We start from the raw sequence: 11539 nt of genomic DNA on the forward strand, positions 1-11539 counted from the left end.
TTGTTAACAACAGCTCCCGCTCCTATTATACATCCCCTACCTAGACGGACACCAAACAAAATTTTACATCCGGTTCCTATCCAAACATCCTCTTCCACTGTAATTTCTTTTAAAGCAAGACGCTGATTTGTAATTAGTTCATCTTTGACAAAAGTATGTGATGAGTCTACAAAAACAGTGGAACTAGCAATTAAACAATTATTGCCAATCCGTATCGATTTGCAACAATTAAACTCGGTGTTTCTTCCAATAAAAACGTTATCACCAATAATTATTCTATTATCAATTTTAAATGGACTCTGAATCCAGAATGTAATTCCATCTTGGATATCACAATTTTTGCCAATCTCTACAGAATTAGGCCATTCAACGTGAATCTTTCCAACAATTGTCTGACTCCCAACTATCATTCCTTGCATAATGTAGCATGCTTTCCTTAAAGTAGACTTAAAAGAAATAACTTTAAATCGGGCTTTTACCAAGATATTAGCTGCCATTATTTTAATCCATTTCGAAGAAAACTATTGAAATAACCTTTTGTATCTCGCGATGTAACCAAAAGTGGGTCTATCTCTGTTTTTTAATAACCTTGCGGGAATGCCGCCAACAACACTATTTTCAATAACTGTTTTTGTTACAATAGCTCCGGCAGCTATTACACTTCCACTTTTCACTTCAACCCCTGGTAGTATCATTGACCTTGTTCCCATCCAAACAAAATCTTCAATTCTTACACCAAGCAGTCTTCCTTCCATGTTGTTGTCCATATCATGGTCGGCGGTAAGAATAATTGTTTCGCTTGACACGGAAACACAATTTCCTATACTTAAACCACCTCTGCTGTCTAATCTACAATTTGAATTAATTACTGAATTAGAACCTAACTCTAACCCCCCCGCGCAATCAAAAGTACATCCAAGAAAAATATAGGAATAGGAGCCAATTTTAAACTTCATAACTTTCCTATAGAATAGAAGCCTGATGGTATGACTCGGGATGACGTTGATTATGTGATTACAAAGATAAAGTCGAAACTCCGATAATATTGTTCGTAAACTTTGCACTTGCTAATTTGACTTTGCTATAAATAGTTCATAGACCTTTAAAAACTCTTGCGAAATAGTACTTATTCTAAAGACTTTAGCTCGCTCTCTGCATTTATTAGATAATTCAACGTATCGTTCTTCAGTTAGTTTCAATATTTCGGCTACCTTATTCCCAAAAGCCATTTTATCCCCAGACTTTATTAATAGTCCTTCATCCAAAGGTTGCAAAATATCTCTCGGTCCTGGAGTATCATAGGCTACTACGGGAATCCCTAGTGCTAATTGTTCTAAAATCGCTAAACCAAATCCTTCTACATAACTGGGAAAAATTCCTACTTTAGTTTGTTTAAGCAGTTCAGGTAACTCGTTCTGAGCAAAATGAGGCTTAAATTGCAGTAATGGATGTAAAGGCATTTCGAAGAAGGAGTACGGATCAAATGCTTGCCCACCGCCCAATAGGTTGACTTTGTCAAGCGACATTTGCAGCTGAACTTGCTTAATAATATCGTTTAAATCTTTGATGCCTTTTCTAAATGTCCAAGCACCTACAAAACTTAGCTCTTTTCTTTTTGGGCTTGTTGATAAATTATTAGGGGTCGGCAATTGATCATCAGGGATACCATTTGGTATTAAAAAAATCTTTTCTTTGGGTACGCCATAATCTAAGAAGTAATTGTACTCCGCCAAATTTAGGGCGTGAACAATATCGGCATGTTTAATGGAATTAAACAGCTCATAATCGCCATCTTTTTTTTGGAGAAAACGGTATAGGTTACCAAGTTTAGTTTTAATAGATATTTTTTTGATGTCGAAAGACTCCATCCTTTTATAAGGTGCAGACTGTTCTATTTGCCGATAAAGAGGTTGTAGTCCGTGAGAGCGATAAAGGACTACTCCGGTAAAATTATACTGAGACTTGCTGTACGGAATACAATTAAAATTAGCGTCAATTATATCAAATTTATGAGCGTTGCACCGCAAATACCTAAAAATACGCTCGGTGTATAGGGAGCCGAAAACTTTATCATAAGCGTTTTGTCCTTTTGGGTAGAGTTTGTTCCAGTCCAAATACTCGACTTCATGACCAAATTTCTCATACTCATTTTTTAAGTCGTGATGAACCTTTGACATCCCTAAACTTGTTCCCCAGGGTGTTTGTAGCACTAATAAAATTTTCAGTTTCTCCATAAGTACCGGGACAGACTCCATCTAACTTGAACATTAAACAAAGAACGCTTTAAACTCCTCAGTTCTCTCATCATTTTCAAAGTTTCCATAATAGGGCTATCCCCCTTAACTGCTTCATTTATTTGAATTTGCATCTCCGAACCTAATTGTTTATAAACTTTTCTCTTTTCAAACTTTGTGAGTTTTGCATGAATTTCGTCCCATAAATAATATTTAACCAGTGCTCTTTCTCGAAGGTAATTCAAACTAGATCTTGTCCCTTTCTTGAAATTATCAGTTCCATATTTAAAATAATTTAGCGGATTGGCGACATATGCAACATCAGTATACATTACTAAAGCAAGCAGAAAATACCAATCGCCGCAATATTTAAATTTATTTAAATGTTCAAATTTGACATTAGATAGTAATCCTTTTTCAAACACTGTTGCACTCATGTTATTAATCGTGCAATCAAAAATAAGGTTGTCTCTTATTTCTTGTATTCCAGTTATAACATAATCACGATCCCACTTATCCGTGTTGAAATTCTTGTTCCTATGTTTCTTGTAGAAGTTAAGATGAACGGCTCCCGCCGCGTCTACTACATTTGAATCGCTAAAGAACAACCCTGCCGATGGATGTGCGCAGAGGGTAGTTATAGCAGTTGTCAAAAACTCAGTATCAGCATAATCATCGCTCTCTGCTATCCAAATGTAATCCCCCTGTGCAAGTTGAAAACCTTTTTGCCATTGTTTAAAAGGAGATCCGCTGTTATGTTCATTTATTACGACGTGCGTTACTTTAGAATGGTCCTTATACTTTGCTATTATCACTCTGCTATTATCAGTGGAACAATCATCTAAAATTATAACTTCGAAATTTTGATAGCTTTGGTTTAGAACAGACTCTATCCGTTTCTTCAAGAAAGCTTCATGATTGTAGTTGGGAATTATTACTGATACCAGCTTCGAGTTTTGCAAATGATTGTTTTACTATAAAGAAAAGACCGTAAGCGAAAAAATTATAAATAGGAAATCCGAAGATCACTTCTCCTGCTCCCGTTTTCGAAATAACAATATTTTGGACGTTTGCAACCTGTTCACCAAGGAGTTGTAATACACGTTAAATGTTTAATTTCTCCTTGAAATGCCTACAATTGTTATTTTAATAACTTTTATCTTGACAGTAACTTCAGTTTAAGCGCGATGACTATATTTAAAGCGACTCTACATTTGCTTTAGCTAGATTACTGTTACTTTCACCCATATACGACCGAGCAATTTTCAGAGAACCAAATCCAAAATTGATTGCAAATTCCACAAGTGCTATAAATATGCCCAGAAGCAAAACGCCTTTCAATGTACTTAAATTAAAAATGAGAACCCCTGTTATTAAAGCAGTCATATTTATCAATATACTGAACACAGGATTAAGAAGCCATCCACGACTAGTAATTAAGTTTATACTAGCTCCAGTCAATACACCTACACTACTTGAAGTTACAGCAAGCACAAGTTCGAAATCTAGACTATGGTAATTAGCGCCTAAAATCGTTAAGATTCGTGTTGAAAACGCCCAGGTTAAGAAAATTATTGAAAACAATGCAACTGCCAATATTCCAAGAGTAAAAAGATATCGTCTCAACAATAGCCCCTTTTCAGCTGGCATCCTTGCAAACCGAGGTATAATTATCATAGAAAATACGCTTGCCAATACGTTAGTGACGAAGGCAATCCTTCCTAGCGCCCCTATAGCGGCAATAGAAGAAGTTTTCCCAAAAATAGAAATCACCCAAACACTTATCTGACCAATAAAACAATAATAAATACCACTAGGTAAAGCACGCTTTACAATCTTTAACATGTTATTTCGAATATCATTACTTGTTTCACTTTCAATTTTTACGAATTTATTTGCAATTTTTCTAAGTTTTATATTTCCTAAAATCCTAGGCAAAGCATTTGCTACCAATGCAGCAATAGTCAATGGGAATAAAAAGAGACTTATCACACTTAATAGCAACCTTACTATACCTACTTCGACCTGGTTTCTCTGCAAAGCCTTTAAGTCTTGATGCAATCTTGGTACGATTTCTAATATCGAGTCCGACAAGGATGCAATAAATGCAGGGATAAGAGCAATAATTATAATAATGGTTTGGAAGTAACCTGCCTTATTGTGTATTAATAAATATACCAGAATTGGTATTACGATGCATAAGCTAACAATTCCAAATGTTTTCCTTAATTGAAGTCCTGTATTTAATACCTGCCCTAACTTTTGTTGGTCTTGCCAAACCTTTCCACCCTCTGACATGACACCTATTCCTATGCCACTATCCGACAACAACACCATCGTTCCCAATAAGGTATTTGCTATAGTATAAAAAGCATACTCTTCAGTTGGCAACATTCTTATTATTAGAATGCCTGTAATGATATTAATGACTTGTAAAATAGTCTGCGTAGATCCTACGATCGAAACTAATTTAGCAAATTCAAAAAGCTTTGCTTTACGCATCTCCCTCGGTGTAAAAATTGCTTTTTCTTGCAAAATGAAATTATTGTAAAGAACTTGCGGTTTAAAGGAAAGTATTAAAGAAAATACGTCTTGTAGGGGTATTATACATTTTGATAATAATCTCCTTTTGTTAGTTACTCTGCTTTAGTATGAATATTCTTCTGAACTATTATAAGGAAGGCATCTTAGGTATGAAGCACAAGCCGGAACAATATTTATATAAACAAGCCAACTTAACAAGAAACTCTAAAAGTAGATAAGGTGCAATGGAAATTCGATGGAAGCTTCATTAAAGACGTAAGTGCTAGCAGCGAATTATGAAGAAATTAATTTCTTCTTTTTAATAGGTTTAGCATCTGAATAGTATGAGTTATTTCCATAGCCATAACCACCATAGTTATCACTATTTTTAATATCATTTAAGATTAGAGCCATGTTAGACAACGACTTATTGCCGGCTACCTCATTAACAAAGTCAATCTGTTTTTTAATTGTTTTTTGACTTCTAATTACATACAGAACCATATCACTAAATTCTCCTAAGACAAATGAGTCGCTTACCAGGCCAGCAGGCGGGGAGTCTATAACAATGAAATCATACTCTGCTTTTAAAGCTTCAAATAGTTTTGCAAGGTTTGCAGTTAATAAAATATCCCCAGGATTAGGAGGAATAGGACCAGATGGATAAATATGTAGGCCCGGAACATCTTCAGAAACATGGAATATTTCTGAGATAGATTTAACGTCACCTAAAAGATAATTTGTAAGTCCTTTAGTAGCATTAAGATTTAAATTAGTTGCTATTACTGGTTGTCTAATATCAAACTCAAGCAATGCAACTCTTTTGCCCGGCATAGCAAACACTGCAGCTAAGTTCAGACTGATAAATGATTTGCCTTCACCACTAACTGATGAAGTGACTAATAGTGTTTTTTTATTTCTGTCTTTTAATGAAAAAGAAATATTCGTTCTAATAGCACGAAACTGTTCTGCAATAATGTTTCGGTCTAAAACAGCAATCACTTGTTTTTTTCTTCTAGACATATGGGCTATCTGCCCAACTATGGGAACTAAAGTACGTTTGATAATATCTTCCCTTGATACGACCTTATCATTAAGCGTATCCTTAATAAAAATAAAGCCGAATGCTAAGAAAAGTCCAAAGAGTGCAGAATAAGTAATAATACTTATCCTATCTGGCTCAACGGGTCCATATCCTCTAGCTAAGTCTAATTGCCTATAATGAGGGACGGAAGAAGTGGTGCTGGAAATTGCTGCTTCTTCCCTTTTTTGAAAAAGATATAAATACAAACCTTCAGTAATCGTTTGCTTCCTTTTGATCTCCTGCATAACTCTCTCGTTATGGGGAACTGAAGAAAGCATACTTTGATATTGATTACTTTGTTGCTGAAGGCCTCTTTCCTGAAGCTGCAGGTTCTTGGAAATGTTACTTAAACTCTCTAGAATACTGCCTCTGAGATTATCGATCTGGGTGTTTAAATCCTGCATAACCGTACTATTAGGGGCAACGAGAGGAGCTTCTCTTTCTTTCCTCAACTGTAACTCGTTGTATTGAGTTATCAGAGACCCTAAGGTTGCATCATTTAAACCCAATGATGATGGGACTAATTTGCTACTATTGGCAGGGTTTGCGAAATAGTTAAGTATCATTGACGCTACTCCTTGTTGAATAGCTAAGTCTTTAATACTTTTTGACACGCTATTCGCATCGCCCAGTGCTTGACCCGACTGACTTTTAATATCAATCAGTTGGTTAGATCCCTGGTAGCTTTCCAAATTACCTTCTACTCCTTTCAATTCCCCAGTAATATTAACCAATCGGTCATCAATAAACTGAACAGTACTTTTTGATAACTTGTTTCTGTCTTCAATATCAGAACGATTAAATTCATTAAAGAGACCATTTAAAACGTCTTCACATTTCTTACGATTCTCAGCTTTTATTGTTAAAACAATCGCATTTGTCCTGGTATCATAGGGTTTTACAGTTAGTGTCGATTTTAAACTAGCGGCAATACTTGACACCGGTTCCCATTTTACAATATACTCTCCGTCACCCTCTTTGATTACACCTTTTGGTGATAGCACAAAAACTTGTCTACTTATAGTAAAGGGCTCGTTCCATTTGAAAGAATATTTTTTTTCATCTTTCTCGGGCCCAAAAATAAATTCTCCTCCAACTGCGTCAATTTTCTTTATATATATACTATAGCTACTATTACTATCCGTCATTTCTTTAGTGGTAAGCGTAAAAGGAGCATCTTTATAGATCTCCAAATCTAGAATCTTACCTTTTTTAATATATAAAATATTAAAATCATTTTTTGCTACCGTTCTTTCCATCAAGTTATCGGAATTCAGCAGCAGTAATTCGTTGTTTACGTTTATCTCCTTTTTTCCACTTAGCGCTGCCTGTACAAGATCGTCACTAGCACTACTTTTAGTTCCAATAATTAAAAAAGTAGAGGACGCCATATATTTAGGTACTGTGTATTTTACATACAGATAACCAGCCCCAGCACACAAAAAAACGCTTATTATAAATAACGGCCAGTATGCAAAATATTTTGCCAAAAGCTGTCGAACACTTGTCGAACTTTGCTCTTCTCCGAATATCCCATTATCTTCTTTTCTCATAAAATTATCTTCTTAAATAAACGAAAACACTGATAAGACTTATAGCAATTCCAAAATAACTCATGTACATACTTATCTTGCGTTGAGTTTCTACATCAGCATTTAATGTCTTTAATTTTTTAGCATTTGGTGCCACATATACTATATCATTTGGCTGCAAGACGTAAACTGGAGACGAGAATACTTTTTTACTTCTTATATCAACAGTATAGTAAAACTTTTTCCCGCCTAGTTCTCTTATAACCATTACATCTTCCCGCCTACCAAATTCGGTTAAATCTCCTGCCGTACTTATCGCATCAATTATTGTCACTTTATCAACAGAAAACTTCTTTGCTCCAGGGCTTCGTACCTCTCCTAACATGTTTATAGTATAATTACTAAAGCGAACCATTATGGATGGGTTTTTAACATAGTTAGAAATCTTTTCGACTAAGAGAGTTTGTAGTTGATCTTTTGTTAACCCTGCGGCTTTGACTATTCCAATAACTGGCATTTCAATATTGCCTGCTGCACTAACCTCATATCCCTGCGATGCCCCTGCATTCCCAGATCCTGAACTAGCGCCTGCTGGTGCTGTTGAAGGCGCAGACGATGATGAAAAAATGTTGAATATAGCAGCTTGCTCCTGGTTTAGTGTTTTGCTAAACACCTGAATACTTAGCAAATCGCGCGGCTGAATTATTGTTTCTTTTTGTTGAACGCCTACATTGTCTTCTACTCCCTGAAAATAAAGATAATCTGTATTGTTCTTAGTAGTAGTACACGAGGAGAGCAACACCAAAAAAATGCAAGAAAGAATAAACGGTTGAGAGTATAATGAAAATTTACTTTTCAATGTCATAAGATAAATATTGTAGATATTGGTTAAACAGTTTTTCTGGTAAAAATTATGATTAGGTTTAAAAGATTGGCAAATTAGCTGTTTATAATTATTTACCAAATGCCTTAAAAGCTTCGCTACACTCAGTCACAATTGATACTGATTTTGTAGATTGATCTTTTTTTACAATTACCCACGAAGTAGAGATCAGTAGTATTCAACTTTTTAGCTCCAAATCGGCACTATAACGCCATTATGCGTTTTGCAAATATGATTATTCTTTTTTTATTTCTAATTAAATTATTTGAGAACATTAAAGACAATAATACTTCTTAAAAGGATGCAGTATTACTAATTCTATTTTTTTAAAAGAGGGTTTTGAGATAAGATATGAACGGATAATAAGGGGTGAAAAAATGGATTTTAAGGAGATGTTAAAAAAGAAAGCTCTTATGCTTCAAATTACTTCGCCAGGAAAATTAGAAATTGATGGAAGAGGAGCTAATGTAAAAGCTGGGCAAATGCTTCTTAACTCTTGCGGTTAAGTAGCAATTAAAATAGAAAAGAAAGCTGAATAGCAATTGACCTTAATTCAAAATACCATTTTGATCTTTTTATTTGCAATGTGAACGACTGTTTTTATAGTGGGGTATCAGCAATCTATAGTTGGTGGCTTTAGGAGGCGCTACCCGCCCATATTATTACAGCTAAATTGAAAAGTTGCACATAACAAGCTGCAGAATGGCTTGCAGATGAAGTGATTGCGACGCAACGATGAAGCCACATTCTCTAATGTTGGTACCAGTACACTCAATGTTTCCTTTAAAAGAGGACTTGTTTAATACTACAACAGGAAAATGAGCTAAGGGAAAATGAGAAAGATATAAAAAAACAAAGCAAAGAGGAAAAGGCTTGTAGCTGAACGGCAAAAGAAAAAAAGTATGTTTATTTCACTTCCAATTCAAATAACCTCTCAGCTTCTAAAAAGCCTTCTAGTATATCACCTACCACACATTCACCAACACCGGCAGGTGTACCGGTATAAATAAGATCACCAATGTTTAGTGAAAAGTAGTTAGTTATGTTGGCCACAATCTGATCAAAGGTGAAAATCATGTCTGTAGATACGCCGTTTTGAACATCTTCGCCATTTTTCTTTAATGAAAACCTAACTGGTTTTTTAAGTAAGTCAGGAGTAATGTCTCTCCATTGTCCTACAACCGCAGAATTATCCCAGGCCTTAGCCTTCTCCCAGGGAAGCCCTTTTTTCTTAAGCTCACCTTGTATGTCCCGTGCAGTAAAATCAATACCAACACTAATAGCGTTATAATACTTCGATGCTTGTCTTTCGTTTACGTACTTGCCATTTTTACATACTCGTAACACCAGTTCAACTTCATAATGAAGTTCATTGCTAAAATCAGGATAGTAAAAAGGTGTATGTGACTGTAGCAGTGCGCTCTTAGGCTTCATAAAAATTACAGGTTCGTCGGGCACCTCATTTCCAAGTTCCTTTGCATGTTCTACATAATTTCGACCTACACAAAAAATTTTCATAAATGATTTTTTTATAAGATGGCAACCAAAGCAACCAAAATAAGAGAAAACGCAACAGTACTTTTAACTATAGGAAATTCTAATACGCGTATATAACGCACGAAAAATTAATTATTATATAACCTCTAAAGTATTAACCACGTTCATCGTTCGCTGCAAACCCGCAAAAACAAAGCTTTCTATTGTTTCAACACATTTTTCAATTTTCTTATTTACCACAGGCAATTCATCTGGCGTCCATTTTCCAAGAACAAAATCTATTTGCATTCCTTTAGCATAGTTATTGCCAATTCCAAAACGAAGCTTAGGATACTTATCCGTACCCAAGGTTGCTTGTATATCTTTTAGGCCGTTATGGCCAGCGTCGCTGCCACTACCCCTCAACCTTATTTTGCTAAGCGGCAAGGCAAGATCATCAACAACGGTAAGGGTATTATCAACTTCTATCTTCTCTTTGTCTATATAATATCTAAAAGCCCTGCCACTAAGATTCATGTAAGTAGCAGGCTTAATACAGACTAAAGTTTTTCCTTTAAATTTTATTTCAGCTACATCTGCCAGCCGTTCTGTTTTAAATAAACCTTTATGCTTTAATACAAGCGCCTCTACAACATCAAAACCTATGTTGTGTCTTGTATGTGCATATTCAAATCCAATATTTCCTAATCCAACAATTAAAAATTTGTTCATGATTAAAAATCACTTCCAATTTATATTAACAATAGATACAAAAAGGCCCCAATGGGTTGCGTGCTTTGCTTTTTGATGACGAACATTTTCTCTTAACTAAGCTCCGATTGTGTCACTCACTTGTACTGAATCTTTTTATGTCGGCTTTTTTTTAAAACATTTCTTCACAACACACTGCCGCTTTTAACGAATTGGAAGATCACCAAAATTAACTTTAAGGAAATTACTAAAAGCTTGCCCGGAAGTTCTACACGGATTTACAACTTCAGCAAAAAGATAACAAGAAAGCTGAAGTTGCAGACGATGCTATAGAAATAGCATCCACATTTCAGTAATGTTTTAATTGCTCGTGCAAAGCTGATTTTGAAACAACCGTAAAAGTGTGCGACGCAACAATGTCGCCATAAGAAATTAAAGCTTAACAAACACATGCAATAATTATCAGCGCAACGTGGCACAAAAAACCCGGTCTTTTAAAGACCGGGCTAATTTTAATAAAAGTGTTATTTCTTCTTTTCAGTTGATTCTTCCTGTTTTAATTGACGGGTCATAACAACAGAAGCGATAGGTATACGTGGACTGTTTAGTATTTCCATGTTTTCAACCTTTACATCTTCAACCCTAATGTTACCGTTTAACTCAAGGTTTGTGATATCTACCGTAATTGCCTCTCTTAAATCAGAAGGTAAAGCCTTTACCTTTAAAGATTTCATTTTTACTACCAGCTTACCACCAGCTTTTACGCCTACAGCAGTACCTGTTAAATGTAATGGAAGCGTAGCAACCACTTTTTTGTCACCGACTAATTCTAAAAAGTCAACGTGTAAGAGTTGGTCTGAAACCTTGTCGAACTGCAGATCTTTTAAAATACAAACATAATTCTGGCCATCAATTTTAATTTCTGTTTGTATAAATTCACCAGTGTAAACGATAGGCTTAAAAGCCTTAACAGGAGCAGCGAAATTAATTTCCTGTGCACCACCGTAAATTACACCAGGCACCAATTCCTGAGAGCGAAGCTGGCGCGTGGCTTTTTTGCCCATTTCGGTCCTCAGTTGTCCTTCGATTGTAATTG

At 35.4% G+C, this 11539-nt stretch carries 11 protein-coding genes; 1 reads left to right on the forward strand and 10 read right to left on the reverse strand.

Annotation, left to right across the window (positions count from 1 at the left end; genetic code table 11):
• The 7 genes from JWR87_RS18605 to JWR87_RS18635 form a co-directional block, all read right to left on the reverse strand.
• Window positions 1–497, reverse strand: a 497-nt coding sequence (locus JWR87_RS18605) for an acyltransferase (RefSeq protein WP_297823080.1), incomplete at its 3' end; no start/stop codon positions are given.
• 24 nt (window positions 498–521) lie between these two features.
• Window positions 522–956, reverse strand: coding sequence for an acyltransferase (locus JWR87_RS18610; protein WP_297823082.1), 435 nt, complete (start codon window positions 954–956; stop codon window positions 522–524).
• A 111-nt stretch (window positions 957–1067) separates the two neighbouring features.
• Window positions 1068–2234 carry a glycosyltransferase family 4 protein gene (locus JWR87_RS18615; RefSeq protein ID WP_297823084.1) on the reverse strand — a complete coding sequence of 389 codons (1167 nt, stop codon included), beginning with the start codon at window positions 2232–2234 and terminating at the stop codon, window positions 1068–1070.
• Window positions 2222–3196 (reverse strand): glycosyltransferase family A protein, encoded by a 975-nt coding sequence (locus JWR87_RS18620; RefSeq protein WP_297823086.1) that lies wholly within the window; start codon window positions 3194–3196, stop codon window positions 2222–2224. The genes JWR87_RS18615 and JWR87_RS18620 overlap by 13 nt, the downstream gene beginning before the upstream one ends.
• A gap of 235 nt (window positions 3197–3431) precedes the next feature.
• A complete protein-coding gene (locus JWR87_RS18625; protein WP_297823088.1) occupies window positions 3432–4769 on the reverse strand; it encodes a polysaccharide biosynthesis protein in 1338 nt (445 codons plus the stop codon).
• 282 nt (window positions 4770–5051) lie between these two features.
• Window positions 5052–7394 (reverse strand): polysaccharide biosynthesis tyrosine autokinase, encoded by a 2343-nt coding sequence (locus tag JWR87_RS18630; RefSeq protein ID WP_297823090.1) that lies wholly within the window; start codon window positions 7392–7394, stop codon window positions 5052–5054.
• Window positions 7395–7398: 4 nt separating this feature from the next.
• Window positions 7399–8238 (reverse strand): polysaccharide biosynthesis/export family protein, encoded by an 840-nt coding sequence (locus JWR87_RS18635; protein WP_297823092.1) that lies wholly within the window; start codon window positions 8236–8238, stop codon window positions 7399–7401.
• 395 nt (window positions 8239–8633) lie between these two features.
• Here JWR87_RS18635 and JWR87_RS18640 point away from each other — a divergent pair, with 395 nt between their 5' ends.
• On the forward strand, window positions 8634–8762 hold the full coding sequence (locus tag JWR87_RS18640) for a hypothetical protein (protein WP_297823094.1): 129 nt from the start codon (window positions 8634–8636) through the stop codon (window positions 8760–8762).
• 400 nt (window positions 8763–9162) lie between these two features.
• On the opposite strand, the gene JWR87_RS18645 is transcribed toward JWR87_RS18640, so the two are convergent.
• The 3 genes from JWR87_RS18645 to JWR87_RS18655 all read right to left on the reverse strand — a co-directional run bounded on the left by JWR87_RS18645 (window position 9163) and on the right by JWR87_RS18655 (window position 11537).
• A complete protein-coding gene (locus tag JWR87_RS18645; RefSeq protein WP_297823096.1) occupies window positions 9163–9774 on the reverse strand; it encodes a fumarylacetoacetate hydrolase family protein in 612 nt (203 codons plus the stop codon).
• A gap of 114 nt (window positions 9775–9888) precedes the next feature.
• The gene (gene pth, locus JWR87_RS18650; RefSeq protein ID WP_297823098.1) at window positions 9889–10464 is read right to left on the reverse strand and encodes an aminoacyl-tRNA hydrolase; all 576 of its coding nucleotides are present in this window, start codon (window positions 10462–10464) and stop codon (window positions 9889–9891) included.
• Window positions 10465–10967: 503 nt separating this feature from the next.
• Entirely contained in the window at window positions 10968–11537 is a 570-nt protein-coding gene (locus tag JWR87_RS18655) for a 50S ribosomal protein L25 (RefSeq protein ID WP_297823101.1), read from the reverse strand.
• Window positions 11538–11539: the final 2 nt, after the last annotated feature.

The sequence above is a fragment of the Segetibacter sp. genome, assembly GCF_025963695.1.
Classification (GTDB): Bacteria; Bacteroidota; Bacteroidia; order Chitinophagales; family Chitinophagaceae; genus Segetibacter.

Excerpts from the sequence above, each read along its gene's own strand:
- JWR87_RS18610 (WP_297823082.1), bottom strand. The coding sequence starts at position 956 with ATGAAGTTTAAAATTGGCTCCTATTCCTATATTTTTCTTGGATGTACT.
- JWR87_RS18615 (WP_297823084.1), bottom strand. The coding sequence starts at position 2,234 with ATGGAGAAACTGAAAATTTTATTAGTGCTACAAACACCCTGGGGAACA.
- JWR87_RS18630 (WP_297823090.1), bottom strand. The coding sequence starts at position 7,394 with ATGAGAAAAGAAGATAATGGGATATTCGGAGAAGAGCAAAGTTCGACA.
- JWR87_RS18635 (WP_297823092.1), bottom strand. The coding sequence starts at position 8,238 with ATGACATTGAAAAGTAAATTTTCATTATACTCTCAACCGTTTATTCTT.
- JWR87_RS18640 (WP_297823094.1), top strand. The coding sequence starts at position 8,634 with ATGGATTTTAAGGAGATGTTAAAAAAGAAAGCTCTTATGCTTCAAATT.
- JWR87_RS18645 (WP_297823096.1), bottom strand. The coding sequence starts at position 9,774 with ATGAAAATTTTTTGTGTAGGTCGAAATTATGTAGAACATGCAAAGGAA.
- pth (WP_297823098.1), bottom strand. The coding sequence starts at position 10,464 with ATGAACAAATTTTTAATTGTTGGATTAGGAAATATTGGATTTGAATAT.